18 protein-coding genes and 1 pseudogene are annotated in these 19,553 nt (G+C 59.8%); 8 read left to right on the top strand and 11 right to left on the bottom strand.

The features are described 5' to 3' along the window. Positions 1 to 275: 275 nt before the first annotated feature. Both fdhD and GNG29_RS22660 read left to right on the top strand, forming a co-directional pair. Complete coding sequence (gene fdhD, locus GNG29_RS22665) at positions 276 to 1,112, top strand: formate dehydrogenase accessory sulfurtransferase FdhD (RefSeq protein WP_156655389.1); 837 nt, start codon at positions 276 to 278, stop codon at positions 1,110 to 1,112. A gap of 114 nt (positions 1,113 to 1,226) precedes the next feature. Further along, a complete protein-coding gene (locus GNG29_RS22660; protein WP_156655388.1) occupies positions 1,227 to 1,439 on the top strand; it encodes a DUF1471 domain-containing protein in 213 nt (70 codons plus the stop codon). Between the two features lie 41 nt (positions 1,440 to 1,480). Here GNG29_RS22660 and GNG29_RS22655 read toward each other — a convergent pair whose 3' ends face one another. Together GNG29_RS22655 and GNG29_RS22650 are read right to left on the bottom strand one after the other, a co-directional pair. Continuing rightward, the gene (locus GNG29_RS22655; RefSeq protein WP_103177542.1) at positions 1,481 to 1,804 is read right to left on the bottom strand and encodes an AzlD domain-containing protein; all 324 of its coding nucleotides are present in this window, start codon (positions 1,802 to 1,804) and stop codon (positions 1,481 to 1,483) included. Continuing rightward, positions 1,804 to 2,463 (bottom strand): AzlC family ABC transporter permease, encoded by a 660-nt coding sequence (locus GNG29_RS22650; protein WP_103177541.1) that lies wholly within the window; start codon positions 2,461 to 2,463, stop codon positions 1,804 to 1,806. Before GNG29_RS22650 ends, GNG29_RS22655 begins: the two co-directional genes overlap by 1 nt. A 103-nt stretch (positions 2,464 to 2,566) precedes the next feature. On the opposite strand from GNG29_RS22650, the gene GNG29_RS22645 reads away from it, so the two are divergent. The 4 genes from GNG29_RS22645 (at position 2,567) to GNG29_RS22630 (ending at position 7,677) form a co-directional block, all read left to right on the top strand. Further along, positions 2,567 to 3,115 (top strand): helix-turn-helix domain-containing protein, encoded by a 549-nt coding sequence (locus tag GNG29_RS22645; RefSeq protein ID WP_103177540.1) that lies wholly within the window; start codon positions 2,567 to 2,569, stop codon positions 3,113 to 3,115. Positions 3,116 to 3,134: 19 nt separating this feature from the next. Beyond that, complete coding sequence (locus GNG29_RS22640; protein WP_156655387.1) at positions 3,135 to 4,130, top strand: LacI family DNA-binding transcriptional regulator; 996 nt, start codon at positions 3,135 to 3,137, stop codon at positions 4,128 to 4,130. Between the two features lie 104 nt (positions 4,131 to 4,234). Further along, the gene (locus GNG29_RS22635) at positions 4,235 to 6,358 is read left to right on the top strand and encodes an alpha-galactosidase (RefSeq protein ID WP_156655386.1); all 2,124 of its coding nucleotides are present in this window, start codon (positions 4,235 to 4,237) and stop codon (positions 6,356 to 6,358) included. A gap of 44 nt (positions 6,359 to 6,402) precedes the next feature. Continuing rightward, complete coding sequence (locus GNG29_RS22630; RefSeq protein WP_114388311.1) at positions 6,403 to 7,677, top strand: MFS transporter; 1,275 nt, start codon at positions 6,403 to 6,405, stop codon at positions 7,675 to 7,677. On the opposite strand, the gene rhaM is transcribed toward GNG29_RS22630, so the two are convergent. The 9 genes and pseudogenes from rhaM to rhaB form a co-directional block, all read right to left on the bottom strand. Next, complete coding sequence (gene rhaM, locus GNG29_RS22625; protein WP_103177536.1) at positions 7,665 to 7,979, bottom strand: L-rhamnose mutarotase; 315 nt, start codon at positions 7,977 to 7,979, stop codon at positions 7,665 to 7,667. The two genes, GNG29_RS22630 and rhaM, sit on opposite strands and share 13 nt — an antisense overlap. Then, a complete protein-coding gene (gene fucO / locus GNG29_RS22620) occupies positions 7,976 to 9,124 on the bottom strand; it encodes a lactaldehyde reductase (protein WP_103177535.1) in 1,149 nt (382 codons plus the stop codon). Before fucO ends, rhaM begins: the two co-directional genes overlap by 4 nt. Positions 9,125 to 9,194: 70 nt before the next feature. After that, positions 9,195 to 10,199, bottom strand: a complete 1,005-nt coding sequence (locus GNG29_RS22615; protein WP_103177534.1) for an ABC transporter permease — start codon at positions 10,197 to 10,199, stop codon at positions 9,195 to 9,197. Next, entirely contained in the window at positions 10,196 to 11,200 is a 1,005-nt protein-coding gene (locus GNG29_RS22610) for an ABC transporter permease (RefSeq protein WP_156655385.1), read from the bottom strand. Before GNG29_RS22610 ends, GNG29_RS22615 begins: the two co-directional genes overlap by 4 nt. Beyond that, the gene (locus GNG29_RS22605) at positions 11,200 to 12,702 is read right to left on the bottom strand and encodes a sugar ABC transporter ATP-binding protein (protein WP_156655384.1); all 1,503 of its coding nucleotides are present in this window, start codon (positions 12,700 to 12,702) and stop codon (positions 11,200 to 11,202) included. The genes GNG29_RS22610 and GNG29_RS22605 overlap by 1 nt, the downstream gene beginning before the upstream one ends. Positions 12,703 to 12,770: 68 nt before the next feature. Then, positions 12,771 to 13,757: a rhamnose ABC transporter substrate-binding protein gene (gene rhaS / locus GNG29_RS22600; protein WP_156655383.1), complete on the bottom strand. Its 987-nt coding sequence runs from the start codon at positions 13,755 to 13,757 to the stop codon at positions 12,771 to 12,773. A gap of 81 nt (positions 13,758 to 13,838) precedes the next feature. Further along, positions 13,839 to 14,669, bottom strand: a pseudogene (rhaD, locus tag GNG29_RS22595) (rhamnulose-1-phosphate aldolase). Between the two features lie 96 nt (positions 14,670 to 14,765). Beyond that, a complete protein-coding gene (gene rhaA / locus GNG29_RS22590) occupies positions 14,766 to 16,025 on the bottom strand; it encodes an L-rhamnose isomerase (RefSeq protein ID WP_156655382.1) in 1,260 nt (419 codons plus the stop codon). Beyond that, positions 16,022 to 17,491: a rhamnulokinase gene (gene rhaB, locus GNG29_RS22585; protein WP_156655381.1), complete on the bottom strand. Its 1,470-nt coding sequence runs from the start codon at positions 17,489 to 17,491 to the stop codon at positions 16,022 to 16,024. Before rhaB ends, rhaA begins: the two co-directional genes overlap by 4 nt. A gap of 300 nt (positions 17,492 to 17,791) precedes the next feature. On the opposite strand from rhaB, the gene rhaS (GNG29_RS22580) reads away from it, so the two are divergent. Beyond that, a complete protein-coding gene (rhaS, locus tag GNG29_RS22580; RefSeq protein WP_103177527.1) occupies positions 17,792 to 18,628 on the top strand; it encodes an HTH-type transcriptional activator RhaS in 837 nt (278 codons plus the stop codon). A 73-nt stretch (positions 18,629 to 18,701) separates the two neighbouring features. Continuing rightward, positions 18,702 to 19,550 carry an HTH-type transcriptional activator RhaR gene (rhaR, locus tag GNG29_RS22575; RefSeq protein WP_103177526.1) on the top strand — a complete coding sequence of 283 codons (849 nt, stop codon included), beginning with the start codon at positions 18,702 to 18,704 and terminating at the stop codon, positions 19,548 to 19,550. Positions 19,551 to 19,553: the final 3 nt, after the last annotated feature.

Here is a 19,553-nt window from a genome sequence, read left to right as displayed (position 1 = left end):
ATTTCCACGAGGGGTATGCCAGAATACCACAATGTCGGTACGCTTGTTCCAACGGCGTTAAAACAAAGTGAACGTATTATCACGGTGATGATTATAAAATGTGATATTGATCACATGATGCCCCCGAACTGTTACAAACCTGTTCATGCGTCGGGTTTGTCCCTCAGGTAAAGTTGCGCGGACAGAGCGGTAAAAATTGATCCATACTATGCGCCAGGCCGGAAAAGTATGGTGCAATAGCAGGCCTCCCCACGTGGTTGCTCAGGAAATGCGTTGTGTTGAAACAAAATGGTGATACCCACCTTACGTCACTGCCTGCCGGTGTGGCAGAACGCCGGGTACACAGACCCCCTCAGATTAGCCTCCCGACTCCCGATTTTCTGGCGGAAGAGGTGCCCGTCGCGCTGGTTTATAATGGTATCTCCCATGTGGTAATGATGGCCTCCCCCAAAGATTTGGCGCTGTTTGCCATCGGCTTTTCGCTGTCTGAAGGCATCATTGAGCACCCGCGTGAGATCTACGGCATGGAGGTGATATCCGTTTGCAATGGTCTCGAAGTGCAGATTGAACTCTCCAGCCGTCGTTTTATGGCCCTCAAAGAGCGCCGCCGCGCGCTGGCCGGACGCACCGGCTGCGGCGTCTGTGGCGTGGAGCAGCTTAACGATATTGGCAAGCCCGTGGTGCCGCTGCCGTTCACCCAGCGCTTTAACCTGGCCCACCTCGATCGGGCGCTGGCGCATCTCAACGACGTGCAGCCCATCGGGCAGCTAAGCGGATGTACCCATGCCGCCGCCTGGGTATTACCGAACGGCGAGATTGCGGGCGGGCATGAGGACGTCGGGCGACATGTGGCGCTGGATAAACTGTTGGGCCGTCGGGCCGGGGAAAGCGACGTCTGGCAGCAGGGCGCTGCGCTTGTCTCCAGCCGCGCCAGCTATGAGATGGTGCAGAAGGCCGCTATGTGCGGCGTTGAGATCCTGTTTGCCGTCTCGGCCGCCACCACCCTGGCGGTGGAGGTGGCAGAGCGCTGTAACCTGACGCTGGTGGGCTTCTGCAAGCCGGGAAGGGCCACGGTGTATACCCATCCGGGGCGTCTGATAATTGATCAATAATTTTGAATGTTGAGAGCAAATCCTTCCGCTATCAGTTGTCGGTGATGAGGCCTATTATTTATCACATCAAGGCACGGCGCCTTACACCAACAACTTATTGAAAGGGTCACTATCATGAAAAGCATCAAAACTTTTGTCGCTATTATCGCTCTGGCTACTTCTTTCGGTTCTTTCGCTGCCCAGTCCGTCACCGCATCCGCCAGCACCATTGATGGCGCGGAAGCGAAAATTGCCGCTCAGGCTGAGCAGGCAGGCGCTTCCTCTTACACCATTACCCAGGCCTTCTCCGGTAACCGTGTACACATGACCGCTGAACTGAACAAATAAGCACACAGCATCTGTCGAAAGAGCGCCCCCGGGGCGCTTTTTTAGTTTATGCCCGCCAGACGTAATAGCGCCGTAACCACCGCCGCCGCGACAATCACGAAAATCAACGGCACCTTGCGCCAGGCGAGGAACACCGCAAAGGCCACACCCAACACCCGCGCCATCCCGGCGAAATGTTCTCCTTCATAGAAGGTGGTCGCCAGCGCCACCGAAAAGAGCAACACCGTTGCCGCATCCGAGAGCAGCGCCTGGGAGCGTTCAGACAGCGCTAACCGGCTGCCCAGTTTCGCCCCGCCGAGACGCATCAGGTAGGTGCCTGCGGAAAGCAGGGCGATGCCGAGAATAAAGACGGTTATATTTTCCATTATTTCTTCCTCGCCGCGAGGCCAAGCAGGGAGAGCAGCACCGGCAGCCCCACCGGCGCAAACGGCACCGCGGCCAGGGACAACGCCGCCCCGCTACAGGCGCGAATCAGCGTGGTGCGGTTTTTAAAGGCGGGCACGACTAAGGCCAGCAAAATGGCCGGGAAGACCGCATCCAGCCCGATGGTCTCCGGCTCCGGCAGCAGTTTGCCGACCATCGCTCCCAGCAGGGTGCCCAGCGGCCAGATGATGGCCACCCCCAGGCCGCAGAGCCAGTAGGCGGCTTTACGCTGTTCCGGCGTTTTTTGCGACAGGCCAAAGACCACGCTTTCGTCATTCATAATGTGACAGCCCAGCAAGCTGGCGCCGCGTTTGCCCACCAGCTCACGCACCGTTACGCCAAATGGTACGTGGCGGGCATTGACCAGCAGCCCGGCGGCGGCCGCGGCAAGGGGATTACCGCCGCTGGCGACAATGCCGATAAACATAAATTCCGAGGCGCCCGCCAGCACCGAAATGGAGAGAACAAACGGCACCCACAGCGGAAAACCGTACGCCATCGCCAGCGAGCCGTAGGACATCCCCACGACGCCCACCGCCAGACAGACCAGGATGATGGCTTTGACCGTGTCGCCATTGAGACAAGAGAATGTGTGCTTCATACAAATTTAGCCATATCGAACGAGTATCCATTATAATGAACGCAATAAGATCGTTTATCAAGATGAACGATTCGTTCGTTTTAACAGTGTGTGAGATCGTTTTATGACGCAGCCAATTAGCGTGATCGCCAAAAGTCTGGTGCGAGAGCGCACGCGGACCGGGCTTTCACTGGCGGAGATCGCCCGCCGTGCCGGGATCGCCAAATCCACGCTCTCCCAGCTGGAGTCCGGTAACGGCAACCCCAGCCTCGAAACGTTATGGTCGCTCTGTGTGGCGCTGGATATTCCGTTTGCCCGCCTGCTTGAACCGCAGCAGCCTGCCACCCAGGTGATCCGCCTGGGTGAAGGCACAAAAGTGGTGGCGGAACAGGCAAACTATGAGGCCATTTTACTGGCGGCATGCCCGCCGGGCGCCCGACGCGATATCTATATTTTGATGGCCCAGCCCGGCGCGGATCGTATCTCCCATCCGCACCCGCCGGGTTCGGTTGAGCATATTATTGTGATGAAGGGGCGGGCGCTGATTGGCCTGACCGAATCGCCCGAGGAGCTGGGGCCAGGGGACTATATTTGCTATCCTGCCGACCAGCCGCATCTCTTCAAAGCCCTTGAGCCCGATACGTATGCGCTCATGGTGGCGGAACAAAACTAACCCAAAGACACGGATAATCATGTCGCTTAAAGCCATTGCTAAAGAACTGGGACTGTCGGTAACGACGGTAAGCCGCGCCCTCAACGGCTATTATGACGTTTCCAGCGAGACGCGGGCCCGCGTGGAGGCTGAAGCGCAGCGGCGCGGCTATCGCCCGAATACCTTTGCCCGGCGTCTGAAGATGGGCAAGATCGACGCCGTGGGGCTGGTCTTTCCGGTTCATCCTGTTCCGCTCAATAACAGCGTCTTTATGGACATGGTCGGCGAAATTAGCCACCAATTAGCGCGTCATGAGATCGACTTACTGCTCATTGCCGACGACGATCTGGCTGATAAACACAGCTATATGCGGATGGTGCAGAGCCGTCGTGTGGATGCGCTGATTGTGGCTCATACGCTGGATAACGATCCGCGTCTGGAGCAGTTGCAGGCCGCCGGGTTCCCCTTCCTGGCGCTCGGGCGCAGCCATCTGCCAAAGCCCTATGCCTGGTTCGACTTTGATAACTATGCGGGCACGCATACTGCCACCCAGCACCTGATTGCGCGCGGGCATCAACGCATCGCGTACCTGGGCGAAAGCCACAATCAGGCTTTTATCACTCAGCGCCGTCAGGGCTATCTCGATGCCCTGAAAGAGGCCAAACTCTCCAGCGAATGGCTGCGCACCATGCCGCCTTCACGCCGCGCAGGCTATACCACTACCCAACAACTGCTGGCGCTGTATGCGCCCCCGACAGCGATCGTCACCGATTGCAACACTCACGGTGACGGTGCGGCGATGGCGCTGGCGCAGATGGGACGCTTAACCGGCGAGCATGCCGTGTCGCTGGTGGTGTATGACGGCCTGCCGCAGGACAGCATTGTCGATATCGACGTGGCGGCGGTGATCCAGTCCACCCGTCAGGGCGTGGGTAAGCAGATCGCCGATATGGTGCTGCAACTGATTAATGGCAGCGAAATAAGCCAGCTTCAGGTGTTATGGCAACCGGCATTCTCTCCGGGCCAGACGGCATAATTCTCCCTAATTTCTAAACCCGATCACAAATCCGAAACGTTTTGGTTTGTATCCGAAACGTTTCGGATCAACACTCAGGATATCCCGATGACAGGAGATGTCCGATGCAAGAGGCTATTTTACGACTCGCGAGCGAAACGGTGGATGTGGTGATCAAAACTCATCCGTTCGCCGAAATTCTTTACTGGGGGCCACACCTTCGCCACTTTTCGCCGCAAGATGCGGCCACGCTTTCCCGCCCGATTGCTAACGGTCGGCTTGACGTTGACTCGCCGGTGACGCTGATGGCGGAGCTTGCCCACGGCCTGTTTGGCGCGCCGGGCATTGAAGGCCACCGTCAGGGTCTGGATGGTTCGCCACGGTTTCGGACCGTGGCCGTCGCGCAGCAGGGGCAAAGTCTGACTCTCACCGCCGAAGATGAGATCGCTGGCCTGCGTCTGACCAGCGAGATAGCCCTTGATGACAGCGGCGTGCTGGCGGTTCGTCACGGCCTGACAAACCTCAAAAGCCAGCCGTGGCAGGTGGAGCGTCTGGCCGTCACCCTGCCGCTGGCGGAGCGTGCCCGCGAAGTGATGGCCTTTCATGGCCGCTGGATCCGCGAATTTCAGCCGCATCGCCTGCTGCTGGAGCACGACAGCTTTGTGATTGAGAACCGCCGGGGCCGCAGCTCCCACGAGCACTTCCCGGCGCTGATCGGCGGCACGCCGGGCTTTAGCGAAATGCAGGGTGATGTCTGGGGCGTGCATCTGGGCTGGAGCGGCAACCACCGCCTGCGCGTGGAGGCCAAAACCGATGGCCGCCGTTATCTGCAGGCCGAAGCGCTCTACCTGCCGGGGGAAATGGCGGTGGAGGAGGGGGAAACCCTGTGGACGCCACGCCTTTATGCCAGCTACTCCGCGCACGGGCTGAACGGCATGAGCCAGCAGTTCCACCGCTATCTGCGCGCCAACATCATCCGCTTTCCGGAGAACAAACCGCGCCCGGTGCATCTCAACACCTGGGAGGGGATCTACTTTAACCACGACCCGGAATACATCATGCGGATGGCGGATGAAGCGGCCTCGCTGGGGGTGGAGCGCTTTATCATCGACGACGGCTGGTTCAAAGGCCGCAACGACGACCATGCCGCGCTGGGGGACTGGTATCTCGACGAGCAGAAATACCCCAACGGCCTGACGCCGGTGATCAACCACGTCAAAGATCTCGGGATGGAGTTTGGCATCTGGGTTGAGCCGGAGATGATTAACCCGAACTCCGATCTCTGTCGCGCCCACCCGGACTGGGTGCTGGCCCTGCCGGGGTATGAACAGGCCACCGGCCGCCACCAGTGGGTGCTGAACCTCAACATTCCTGCCGCTTTCGACTACCTGCTGGAGCGCATGAGCTGGCTGCTGGGTGAGCATCAGGTTGACTATGTGAAGTGGGACATGAACCGCGAGCTGGTGCAGCCGGGCCATAACGGTAAGGCCGCGGCCGATGCCCAGACCCGCCGGTTCTACCGCCTGCTGGATATCCTGGGCGAGCGCTTCCCGCACGTGGAGTTTGAATCCTGCTCCTCCGGCGGCGGGCGTATTGACTATGAAGTGCTGACCCGCTGCCATCGCTTCTGGGCCTCGGATAACAACGACGCGCTGGAACGTAATACTATCCAGCGTGGCATGAGCTACTTCTTCCCGCCGGAGGTGATGGGCGCGCACATCGGTCATCATAAATGTCACGCCACTTTCCGCCAGCACAGCATCGCCTTCCGGGGCCTGACGGCGCTGTTCGGCCATATGGGGCTGGAGCTGGATCCCCTCGCCGTGGATGAGCAGGAGCGCGAAGGCTACCGGCACTACGCGGCCCTGCATAAGCAGTGGCGCGAGGTGATCCACCACGGCACCCAGTGGCGGGTGGATATGCCGGACAGCACCACCCTGGCGCAGGGAATTGTGAGCGCGGATCAGCGTCAGGGGCTGTTTGTTGTCAGCCAGATGGCGATGCCGGACTACACCCTGATGATGCCGCTGCGTATGCCGGGGCTGGCGGCCAACGCCCGGTACCGCATCACGCTGCTCGATCATCCCAATATCCGCCTGACCGGGGAGGGAGGGCACACCATGCGCAAGCTGCCGGCCTGGATGGAGGCGCCGCAAACGGTGAGCGGCGAATGGTTGATGCAGGCGGGGCTGGCCCTGCCGGTTCTGGATCCGGAAACCGCCATTCTGATTGGCGTTGAACGCGTATAAGGGTAACGGGCCGGGCAACCGGCCCTGAGTTGAGGATAAAAATAATGAACACGACTGCCTGTACCCATAAAGACAATCCGAACTTCTGGATCTTCGGGTCGTTCTTCTTTCTCTACTTCTTCATCATGGCCACCTGCTTTCCGTTCCTGCCGATCTGGCTGTCGGATATCATTGGTCTGAATAAAACCCATACCGGGATCGTCTTCTCCTGCATCTCGCTGTTTGCCATCTCATTCCAGCCGGTGCTGGGGGTGGTGTCGGACAAGCTGGGGCTGAAAAAACATCTGCTGTGGATCATCGCGGTCCTGCTGTTTCTCTTCGCGCCCTTTTTCCTCTACGTCTTCGCCCCGCTGCTGAAGACCAACATCTGGCTCGGGGCGCTGAGCGGTGGGGTCTATATCGGCTTTGTCTTCTCGGCGGGATCGGGCGCCATTGAGGCCTATATTGAGCGCGTAAGCCGCAACAGCTTCTTTGAGTACGGCAAGGCGCGCATGTTTGGCTGCCTCGGCTGGGGGCTGTGCGCCTCGACGGGCGGCATCCTGTTTGGCATCGATCCGTCGTATGTCTTCTGGATGGGCTCCGCCGCGGCGCTGGTCCTGATGCTGCTGCTGGTGGTGGCTAAACCGAAGCCGAACCAGACCGCGCAGGTGATGAATGCCCTTGGCGCGAACCAGCCGCAGATCACCGTCAAAACCGTCATCAACCTGTTCCGCCAGCGCAAAATGTGGATGTTTATTCTGTACGTGATTGGCGTGGCCTGCGTCTATGACGTCTTCGATCAGCAGTTCGCCACCTTCTTTAAAACCTTCTTCGCCACGCCGGAGGAGGGCACGCGGGCGTTCGGTTTTGCGACCACTGCCGGAGAGATTTGCAACGCCATCATCATGTTCTGCTCGCCGTGGATCATAAACCGCATTGGCGCGAAAAATACGCTGCTGATTGCCGGGGTGATCATGGCGACGCGTATTATCGGTTCGTCATTTGCCACCACCGCCGTCGAAGTGGTGGCCCTGAAGATGCTCCACGCGCTGGAAGTCCCGTTCCTGCTGGTGGGGGCGTTCAAGTACATCACGGGGGTGTTCGATACCCGGCTGTCCGCAACCATCTACCTGATTGGCTTCAACTTCGCCAAACAGCTGGCGGCGATTTTTCTCTCCGCCTTTGCCGGGAATATGTATGACCGGATCGGCTTCCAGGATACCTACCTGATGCTGGGCTGTTTTGTGCTGGCGGTGACGGTATTGTCGGCGTTTACGTTGAGCAGTAAGCGGGAGATCGCTGCCGCGAACGCGGCAGCGTTAACACATCAGGCCAGGTAAAACACCTCTTTCAGCCCGGTGCTCACCGGGCTGTTGTCCGGGTTAGCGGGCATCACCTCCCCCATATATTTCCACCAGCGCTGGCAGACATCGGTGTTCGCCACCGCATTCCAGCGCTCTTCCGATTCGATCTCCACCGTGGCAAACAGCAGGTGACGTTCTTTATCGAGATAAATGGCGTAGTGGTGGGCGCCATGGTCTTTCAGCACCGCTTCCAGCTCGGGCCAGATGGGGTTGTGGCGACGTTCATACTCCTCGTGTGCGTCAGGGTTCACCTGCATCACAAAGGCTTTGCGGATCATAATGCCTCCAGATAGAGTTCGCGCACCTCGTCGCGGCTGGCGCTGCGTGGGTTGCAGGGGGCGCAGGGGTCGGCGAGGGCTTTGTCGAGCCAGCCTTCGATGTCGGCTTTGGTGACGCCCAGCTTGCTGAAGCCGGATGGAATACCGACGCGACTGCTCAGGGTGCGGATGGCGTTGATCGCCGCCATGCTGGCCGCTTCGTCGCTCATCTCGCGGGTATCCACGCCCATCGCCTGGGCCACGCGGGCAAAGCGTTCCACGGCGTTCGGGCGGTTAAAGTTTTCGATGATCGGCAGCAGGATGGCGTTGCACACGCCGTGCGGCAGGTTGTGCGTGGCGCCCGGCTGGTGGGCCAGGGCATGCACCAGCCCCAGCCCGGCGCTGTTAAAGGCCATACCTGCCAGATACTGGCCGTAGGCCATCTGCTCGCGCGCCTCCAGGTTATGTCCGTTGTCGACCGCCTCCGGTAGCCAGTGGGCGATCAGGCGAATCGCCTCCAGCGCGTTGGCATCGGTGAGGGGGTGAGCGCCGACGGAGACATAGGCTTCGATGGCGTGGGTCAGGGCGTCCATCCCGGTGGCGGCGGTGACGGAGGCCGGAATATCGAGCATCACGCTGGCGTCATCCACGGCGATATCCGGGATGATGTTCGGGTCGATAATCACCTCTTTGACCTGACGCGCCGAGTCGATGATCACCGCATTGCTGGTCATCTCTGCCGCCGTACCTGCGGTGGTGTTGATGGCCACCAGCGGCACGCCGGGGTTGAGCACTTTGCCGACGCCGGAATAAGCGGTAGACGGGCCAGGATTGGCGGTGAGAATTTTAATCGCTTTGGCGGTGTCGATCGGGCTGCCGCCCCCGAAGGCAATGATGTAATCGCACTGCGCATCCTGGAAAGCGGCAAAGCCCTGCTGCACCAGTTCTTCCGTCGGATTCGGGAAGACCGCGTCAAACAGATGATACGACATCTGCTCTGCGTCGAGGGCGGTAAACAGGCTGTCGAGCAGGCCCATTTTTACCAGCTGACCGTCGGTGACAATCAGCGCGGTGCCCCACTGTTTGTTTGCCACCAGCTTAACCATATCGCCGATTGCGCCTGCGCCGTGCAGGCTGATTTTCGGCAGCGCCAACATAAAGCTCATGATAATTCTCCTTAATTACGGTGATTTTTATGCCCGGCGGCGCTGCGCTTGTACACAGCGCCACCCGGCACTAGATCCGTCTTCGCTGCATTACGCGGCGGGTGATGATCGGCAGGGAGATCACCACAATCAGCATTGCACCGATAATTACCGACATCACGATGCCCGGCACGTTGAGCAGGCTCAGGCCGAAGGTGACCAGCCCCATCAGGAAGGCGGCGATAATCACGCCTACCATGCTGCCGGAACCGCCGAGAATATTGACCCCGCCAAGCACCGCCATGGTCACCACCGCCAGCTCCCAGCCCATCGCAATCGTCGGGCGGGTACTGCCCAGACGCGAGGTGAGCAGCACCGAGGCCAGCCCGGCCATCAGCCCCACCAGGGCGAAGAGGATCAGATTGTGACGCTTGACGTTGATGCCGGAATACCATGCCCCGGTGGGGTTATTGCCGATGGCGTAGGTACGACGCCCGAAGTTGGTTTTGTGCAGCACGAAGGCAAACACCACCGCCAGCACCATAAACAGCGCGAACTCAAACGACAGCGCGCCCCAGACGTATCCCTGGCCGAACCAGGCGAAGCTCTCCGGCCAGGTATTAAGCGCCTGATCACCCAGCAGAATGTAGGTGATGCCGCGGTAGAGGCTCATGGTGCCGATGGTGATCACAATCGACGACAGGTTAAAGCGGGTCACCAGCAGGCCGTTGAACAGCCCGCACAGCAGGCCAACCCCTAACCCCACGCAGACCAGCCACGGTGTATCCAGCCCCGCCGCCGCGCAGAAGCCCATCACCGTGGAGCTCAGGGCGATAGTGGAGGCCACCGACAGGTCAATCTCCCGGGCGATAATCAGCATCGCCATCGGCAGCACGATGATCGCCTTTTCGGTGAAGTTGAAGGTCGCATCCGACAGGTTCCAGATATTCAGGAAGTACGGGGAGGCCAGGGCATTGCCCACGAACACCGCCAGGGTGACCGCCAGCAGAAAACCCTCCCAGCACAGCAGGCGCTGGAAAATGCCCGCCGGAGCCGGGGTATTTTTCATCTCTTCAGAGGTCATCACTTTACTCATGATCTTACCGCCTGTTTCTGACGTGCCAGCGCCGCATCGCGCAGGATCAGCCGTCCTTTGCGCTTGTTGCCGCGTTCATTGAGCAGCACCGCAATCACAATCACCGTCCCGGAAATCGCCATCTGCCAGAACGGCGATACGCCGATCACCGGCAGGGCATTGTTGATGACGCCGAGGAAGAGCGCCCCGCACAGGCAACCTAACACCCGGCCAGTGCCGCCCATGGTGCTGATGCCGCCGATCACGCAGGCCGCCACCACCTGAAGCTCAAAGCCGTTCGCCACGTCGACATAGGCCACCGCGAAGCGCGAGATCCACAGATAGCCGCAGAACCCGGCCAGCGCCCCGGAGAGGCAGAAGCTGACAAACTGCATTTTGCCGGCGTTGATCCCGGTGTAGTACGCCGCCGTGGCGTTACCGCCTGCGGTGTAGAGCGCCCGCCCGGTGCGGCTGTAGCGCAGGAAATAGCCCACCAGCAGCAGGGCGGCGATGGCGCACCAGCTCAGCACCGGTAAACCCAGCACCGACGCACGCGGCAGGCCGAGGAAATCCGCCCCCATCTGGTTAGAGTTGACCCAGCCGCCGCCGGAGAGCAGAAAGATAATCCCGCGGTAGATGCTCATGGTGCCAAGCGTCACCACAATCGCCGGGATGCCCATCTTCCACACCAGCAAACCGTTGATAACGCCCATCAGCAGGCCCAGGGCCGTCGCCAGGATCAGCAGCACCCAGACCGGCACCTCGGGATAATTAAAGTTAATCAGGGCGACAATCATCCCGGTCAGCGCCAGGTTCGCCGCCATCGACAGGTCGATGCCTTTGGTGAGCAGCACCATCATCTGGCCGAGGGCGAGGATGATCAGAATCGAGGTGTCGTTAAACATCTCCACCAGGTTACCCGGCGCGATAAACGACGGGACGCGGGTGCCGATGGCGATCACCATCAGCACGATCACCGCCGCCAGCAGCGCCTCGCGGTGTTTAAGCAGTTGTTGCACCATTATGCGGCCTCCTGTCTGGCACCGCTGGCGGCGCTGACGATGGTTTCCGCCGTCGCGCCCCCCGCCTGATACTCCGCCACCATTAACCCTTCATGCATGACGATGATCCTGTCGGCCATGCCCATCACTTCCGGTAGTTCAGAGGAGACCATGATCACCGCCAGCCCCTGACCGACCAGCTCGGACATAAACTGATGCACCGCCGCTTTGGAGCCGATATCGATCCCTTTGGTCGGTTCATCCAGAATGATGACGTCAGGATGGGTCGCCAGCCATTTGCCAATCACCACTTTCTGCTGGTTGCCGCCAGAGAGGGTTTCCACCGCCTGTTTCCAGCTAAAGGCTTTCACCTGGAGCCGCTTTGCATATTCATCCGCCAGCTGCCACTCGCGCGCGTCGTTCAGCACGCCGCTGGCGTTGAGTTTGCCAAGCTGCGGCAGGCTGATGTTCTGGGCAATCGACAGCTCGATAATCGCCCCCTGCTTCTGGCGCTCTTCCGGCACGCAGACGATCCCGGCTCTGATGGCGTCCGCCGGCTGGCGGAAATGCTGCGCTTTGCCGTTCAGCACAATGCTGCCGGAGGAGGGGCGCGAGACGCCGGAGAGCGCCTGCATCAGCTCGGTACGCCCGGCGCCTACCAGGCCATAGAAGCCGAGGATTTCGCCTTTGCGCAGGGTAAAGGAAATATTGGCGAACTCGGTGGGGTGGCAGAGATCCTGCACCTCCAGGACGATGTCGCCTTTTTCGCATTCCACCTTCGGGAAGGTCTGGGTAATGGCGCGCCCCACCATCATCGCCACCATCCGCTCTTCGGTGATGTCGTTGATGGCCCCGGCGCCGACAAATACGCCGTCGCGCAGGATGGTGTAGTGATCCGCCAGCTCAAAAATCTCGTCGAACTTGTGGGAGATAAAGAGGATGGCTTTTCCCTCCTGCTTTAAGCGTTCGACAATCTGATAGAACTCGAGAATTTCATGCTGCGACAGGGCAGCGGTGGGTTCATCGAGGATCACCACCTGGGCATCAAACGACAGCGCACGGGCAATCGCCACCATATGCCGCTGGGCGATGCTCAGGGTTTTCAGCGTCGCACGCGGGTCAATCTGCACCTCCAGACGGGTGAGGATCGCCTGCGCCCGGCGGTGCATCTCCGGCCAGTCGAGCTTTTTGAAAAAGCCTTTATAGAGATACTGACCGACAAAAATATTTTCGGTGACCGACAGCTCATCGAACAGCACGGTCTCCTGGTGGATGGCGGTAATACCCACCTTGTGCGCCGCGTCAGGGGTCGGCAGCTGGATGGGGATCGCTTTATAGAGGATTTCGCCCTCGTCGGGCTGGTAGATGCCGGTCATCACTTTCACCAGCGTCGATTTGCCCGCGCCGTTTTCACCGATCAGGGCGGTGACTTTGCCGGGCCAGAGTTCAAGCTGCACGTTTTCAAGGGCACGCACGCCAGGGAAAACTTTGGTGATGCCGTTGAGTGCCAGTAATGGGGTCATGATAGTTCTCCACCATAGGGGATTTTGTAGGCCGGATGGCGCTACGCTTATCCGGCCTACAAAACGCATCAGAAGATTTTTGAGAACTTATCAATGTTGCTGGCATCGTAAACGAACGGCTCCGCCATCGCGCCGTTGCCGTCGGCATCCAGCTTCACTTTGCCCAGTTTGCCCATGCTGGCTTCGTCTTTGGTCGCCGTGCCTTTCACCAGATCATCCGCTAAGTAAGTCGCGGCATAACCGAGGTCAATCGGGTTCCAGATGGCGAAGCTCTTGCTGGCGCCGGATTTCACCGCGCCCGCCATTTCAGACGGCAACCCTAAGCCGGTGACGTACACTTTGCCGATCTTGCCCTGATCTTTCACCGCCTGCGCCGCCGCCACGATACCGACTGACGACGGGGAGACGATCACTTTCAGATCCGGGTAGGTTTTAAGCAGGCCAACCGCTTCGCGGTAGCTCTTGTCAGAGAGATCGTCGCCATAGGCCACGGTCACCAGATTGACGGACGGGTACTGCGGCAGCACCTTTTTCATCTCGGCAATCCAGGTGTTCTGGTTAGTAGAGGTAGGGGTAGCGCTCAGCACCGCCACGTCGCCTTTCTCCACATTCAGCGCTTTCAGCGCGTCGGCCGCCAGCTTGACGTTGGTCTCGCCAATCAGCGCGTTATTAGAAGGGTTGAGGTGGATCTGGCGCCCGGCTTTCGCCACGCCGGAATCCCAGGAGACCACTTTGATCCCGCGCTGCATCGCTTTTTTCAGCACCGGCACCACGGCGTCAGGATCGTTGGCGGAGATAGCGATCGCATCGACACCCTGAGCGATCAACCCGTTGAGGACTTCGATCTGGGCTTCGGCGGTGGTGGTGGTCGGCCCGGTATAGATGACTTTGACATCCCCCAACTCTTTAGCTGCCTCCTGGGCACCCATGTTTGCCGCTTCAAAGAAGCCGTTACCTAAGGATTTCGCCACCAGGGCGATTTTCACTTCAGCTAAAGCAGAACCGGACAACGCCAGGGCGGCAACGGTGAGGATCAAGCTTGTCTTTATTTTCATTGCTTTTACTCCACTTAATTGAGTTTTGTAGGGTTTGCAGGTGTAGATTCGCCCCGTCTCAATGAGCGGGGCGCGATGTTCTTATTTGTAGAGATCTAACGCTGACTGCACAGGATTAACGCCAAAGCGTTTACCCAGCGCAATCAGTTCTTCCCGGGTGATGGTCTGCTTCATGCCACCCATTGAATAAACTTTTACCAGCACTTCCGCCGATTTCTCGGCGGTATCGATCAGGCCAAAGGTTTCGTCCAGCGTCGGGCCGCTGCCGAACACGCCGTGGAACGGCCACAGCACCAGCGAATGTTTTTGCATCTCCACCGCCGTGGCGCTGCCGATTTCGTCGGTACCCGGCACCATCCACGGCAGAATGCCCACGCCATCCGGGAACACCACCAGACACTCGGTGCTGCCTTCCCACAGCTGGCGGGTGATGACGTCTGAGTTGTTCTCCAGCACAAAAGTCAGGGCGATCAGGTTGGTGGCGTGGCAGTGCATGATCACGCGGTCTTTTCCCCCCGTGGCTTTGATGCGCTCGCAGTGGGAGAGGAAGTGGGCCGGCAGTTCAGATGTTGGCACCGCTTCGTCAGTCAGCCCCCAAAGAATGTGGTAGCCCGCGCCGTCGCTGTCCACTTTTACCACCCCTAAATTGGCGGTGGGATCGAGCTGTACGTTGCGGAAGAATTTGCCGGAACCGGTGACGATAAACGGCGTGTTGGCGAGCAGCGGCATCGGCTGGCTCAGGGCGATATAGCGCGGTTTGGCGTGGAAATCCGCTTCAAACGGGGCGATATCCGCGTCATCCAGGCGCAGCGTCAGGTTGCCGCCGTTGCGCTCGTCCCAGCCTTTCAGCTAGGCGTCGGAGGTGGCTTTGATCATGCCCTGGACGAACCAGGATTGGGTGATGGTCTGCATTTTTTGATTCCTTTGAAAACGCCCGGCGGCGCTTCGCTTGCCGGGCCTACAGCTAAACGTAGGCCGGGTAAGCGAAGCGCCACCCGGCAATGTTATTTACGTGCGACTGGCTAATACGTCCTGCTCATACGCCCGGACGTTATCCAGCCACTGGCTGCCCGCCGGGGCGTCGTTGCGCTGGCAGTACATCTCCCATACCGCCTGCCACGGCAGTGATTTTTGCTCTTCCAGCAGGGCCAGACGCGCGGTGTAATCCCCCGCGGCTTCCAGCGCGCGCAGCTCGGCGGTGGGCTCCAGCAGAGCGCGCAGCAGGGCTTTCTTCATGTTGCGGGTGCCGATCACCCACGCCGCGATGCGGTTGATGGAGGCATCAAAGAAGTCGAGGCCGATATGTACCCGGTCAAACAGGTCATGGCGGATAATTTCGCTGGCGATGGCCTGGGTTTCGTCATCCAGCAGCACCACGTGGTCGCTGTCCCAGCGCACCGGACGGCTGACGTGCAGCAGCAGGTGCGGCACATAGAGCATCGCGGCGGAGATCTTGTCGGAGATGACTTCAGTCGGATGGAAGTGACCCGCGTCCAGACACAGCGCGGTCTGGCGGCTGGTGGCGTAACCCATGTAGAACTCGTTGGAGCCCACGGTGTAGCTCTCGGCGCCAATGCCGAACAGCTTGCTTTCCACGGCATCGATGTGGTGCGCCGGGTTCAGCTTTTCACTGATGGCTTCATCCAGCGCCGCCAGCAGGCGCTGACGTGGGGCGAGGCGGTCAACGGTGATGTCTTTCATCCCGTCCGGGATCCAGATATTCATCACCGATGGGGTGCCAAGCTGCTCGCCAAAGTACGCCGACACGCGGCGGCTGGCCTTCACGTGGTCGATCCAGAACTGGCGGATCTCGTCGTTGGCGTGGGCGAGGGTAAAGCCGTCGGCGCTCAGCGGATGCGAGAAGCAGGAGGGGTTAAAATCCAGCCCCAGCTTGTTAGCTTTCGCCCACTCGACCCAGTTTTTAAAATGTTCTGGTTTAATAGCGTTACGCTCGACGGGCTCGTCGGATTCCAGATAGATGGCGTGCAGGTTCAGGCGCTTAGGACCCGGGATCAGGCTCAGGGCCAGCTCCAGATCCGCCCGCAGTTCGGCGGCGTTACGCGCCTTGCCCGGATAGTTACCGGTGGCCTGAATACCGCCGGTCAGCGCCCCGCCCGGGTTCTCAAAACCGGCGACGTCATCACCCTGCCAGCAGTGCATAGAGACCGGCAGACGGTCGAGCTGACGCAGAGCCTCCTCGACATCCACGCCCACGGCGGCGAAACGCTGTTTAGCCAGTTCCCAGGCTTGTTCAAGTTGAGTGGTCATGCGCAAAGCTCCTTTGTCGGTCGTTGTTGCTGAAACTGCGCCCGGTAGCGGGCAATCTCATGATCGGGATGAGGGGTAAAGGTGGTCAGGCCATAGTTGCCGGTCACCACCTGGCGGAACTGGTCGACGTTGTTCAGTTCGTCGAGGGTCATCAGCTGAATGCCAATATTGCCGAGGGTGGAGGCCTCGACCGGCCCGGCTAACACCGTGATGCCGCAGGCGTTGGCGCACAGCTGGTTGAGCAGCTGGTTCTGGCAGCCGCCGCCCACGATGTGCAGCTGGCTGAACGGCATCCCGCGCAGGGTGGCCAGCTCGTGCAGCACCTCGGCATAGAGCAGGGCGAGGCTGTCGAAGATGCAGCGCGCCAGCTCGGCGGCGCTCTCCGGCACCGGCTGCGCGCTTTCGCGGCAGGCGGCCTGGATCTCGGCGCTCATATTGGCCGGATTGATAAAGCGGTCGTCATTGGGGTTGATCAGGAAGCGGCACGACGGCAGGATTTCCGTCTCAGCGATCAGGGCAGCCAGGTCGCTGATACCTTTTTCCTTCAGCACCCGCTGTAGCAGCCACAGCCCCATAATGTTTTTCAGCACCCGGTAGCGGCCCTCTGCGCCGCCCTCGTTGGTGATGTTGGCCGCCAGCGCGCTATCGCTGGTGTAGGGGGTTTTGCTCTCAAAGCCCATCAGCGACCAGGTGCCGGAGGAGAGATACGCTGCATCCTTTGAGGCCAGCGGGGCGGCGATCACCGCGCTGGCGGTGTCATGGCTGGCGACGGCCACCACCGGGATGGCATTCTCCCGGGGGCAAATCCAGTGACCGATTACATTGCCCGGATGGGTCGGCGTGCCAAACCAGTCGCGCGGCGCGCCGGTCCAGTTGAGCAGGTTCTCGTCCCAGGTATCGGAATTGATGTTCACCAGCTGGGTGGTGGTGGCGTTGGTATATTCCCAGTTCATCTGGCCGGTAAGGCGGTAGCTGAAGTAGTCCGGGATCAGCAGGGCGTGGGCGACCTTCGCCACCAGCTCCGGCTGCTGTTCAACCAGGGCACGCAGCTGATAGAGGGTATTAAACGGCAGGAACTGGATGCCGCTGCGGCCATAGATCTCCGCTTTGCCCAGCTGCGCCAGCGCGTGCGCCATTACCCCGTCGGTGCGGCTGTCGCGGTAGGAGACCGGCAGGCCCACACGCTGGCCGTTGCTGTCCAGCAGCACATAATCCACGCCCCAGGTATCAATCCCGATGCTGTCGATGCGAATGCCTTCTTCACAAACCTTATTCAGCCCGGTGCGGATCTCCGCTTCCAGGGTGTCGATATCCCAGCAGTCAAAGCCGTCCCGCTTTTGCAGACAGTTAACGAAACGGTGGATTTCGCGAAGCTGAAGCGTGCGCGCCTCGCGGTGGTAGCTTGCCAGCATCACCCGGCCGCTGGATGCGCCTAAATCGACAGCCACACAATGGCGAAAAGTCATGGTCCGGTCCTTCCTGAAGTCATTGCCGGACAGTGTAAAAAAGGGAAGGGAAGGCGACCTTCTTGCTACTGACAGCGCATTTCAGGCGCTGGCAAGAAAGCAAAGATGAACGTGAGAGAGTTCACATTTTCCGTTTTTAACGGCACTTGCAGGCGATGTGACGGTGACCGCATTTCCAGATCTTTCCCGCCGCTTCTTGAAAAAGCGACAGGGTTTGCGCCATTTGCTGTCGAAAATTTAAGGTGAGGCGGGGAACCCTAAATTACTATTTTGAGAACTCTTATCATCTGGTGACCCGTTATGACCGTACTGCACAGCGTGGATTTTTTTCCTTCAGGCCACTCGCCTGTGGCGATTGAGCCGCGGCTGCCCCAGGCTGCCTTTCCGGAACATCATCATGATTTTCATGAGATTGTGATCGTGGAGCACGGTACGGGTATCCACGTCTTCAACGGCCAGCCGTACACCATCAGCGGCGGAACGGTCTGCTTCGTGCGCGATCATGACCGGCACATGTATGAACATACCGATAACCTGTGCCTGACCAACGTGCTCTATCGCTCCCCGGAGGCGTTCCAGTTTTTGTCGGGGTTGAACCAGCTCCTGCCCCAGGAGCTGGACGGGCACTATCCGTCGCACTGGCGGGTGAACCAGGCCACGCTGCAACAGGTGCGCCAGCTGGTGAGCCAGATGGAGCAGGCTGAAGAGGGGCAGGAGACCCACGCCCTCGCCAGCCGTGAAATCCTCTTTATGCAACTGCTGGTGCTGCTGCGCCGCGGCAGCCTGGTCGAAGGGGCGGCGGATAATGACGCCCGCCTCAACCAGCTGATGGCCTGGCTGGAAGATCACTACGCGGAGGATGTCTGCTGGGAGACGCTGGCGGATAACTTTTCTCTCTCGCTGCGCACCCTGCATCGCCAGCTCAAACAGCACACCGGGCAGACGCCGCAGCGCTACCTGAACCGTCTGCGGCTGATTAAAGCGCGGCATCTGCTGCGCCATACCGATGATAGCGTCACGGATATCGCCTATCGCTGCGGTTTCGGCGACAGTAACCACTTTTCGACCCTGTTTCGCCGGGAATTTAGCTGGTCGCCGCGCGATATTCGCCAGGGCCGGGATGCTTCACTTCAGTAACGCGAGGAAAATCACCGTTTTATTGCCGCAAAGCGGGTAATAATGTCAGGTTATTCCCCGGTGAGGTTGTGACGTGGCAGGACAGTTGATTCTTCGCAGAGCCGATTTTTTTGCATCCGCTGCTCAGGCCGTCGCGGTGGCGGACCGCTATCCGCAGAATGTCTTTGCCGAACATACCCACGACTTCTGCGAGCTGGTGCTGGTGTGGCGCGGCAACGGCCTGCATATCCTCAACGATCGCCCCTACCGTATTACCCGCGGTGACCTGTTTTACATCCGCGCGGAAGACAAACACGCCTACGCCTCGGTGAACGATCTGGTGCTGCAGAACATCATCTACTGCCCCGACCGGCTGAAGCTCAACGTGGACTGGGGAGCCAATATCCCCGGCTTTATGAACGCCCGCGGAGCACCACACTGGCGGCTTGGCAGCAACGGTATGACTCAGGTGCGCCAGATCATTGCCCAACTGGAGCAGGAGAGCCTGAAGGACGATCCCCACGGCTATGACCTGGCGGAGCTGCTGTTTGCCCAGCTAGTGATCATGCTCAAACGCTACCGCTACGCCCCGGACAACCCGACCGCCAGCGAGCCGGAAGCGCTGCTGGATAAGCTCATCACCGCGCTGTCTGGCAGCCTGAACCGCAGCTTTGTGCTGGAGAAGTTTTGCGAGCAGGAGCAGTGCAGCGAGCGCGCCCTGCGCCAGCAGTTCCGAACCCAGACCGGCATGACGGTGAACCACTATCTGCGTCAGCTGCGGATCTGCCATGCGCAGTATCTGCTGCAGCATACCGAGCTGATGGTCAGCGAAGTGGCGATGCAGTGCGGCTTTGAGGACAGCAACTACTTCTCGGTGGTGTTTAACCGCGAAGTGGGGATGACCCCGGTTCAGTGGCGCCACCGCAGCCATAACGCCGCGTAATAG

The sequence above is a fragment of the Leclercia sp. Colony189 genome (assembly GCF_009740165.1).
Lineage (GTDB): Bacteria > Pseudomonadota > Gammaproteobacteria > Enterobacterales > Enterobacteriaceae > Enterobacter.
This window is presented reverse-complemented; position numbering and strand designations above follow the sequence as displayed.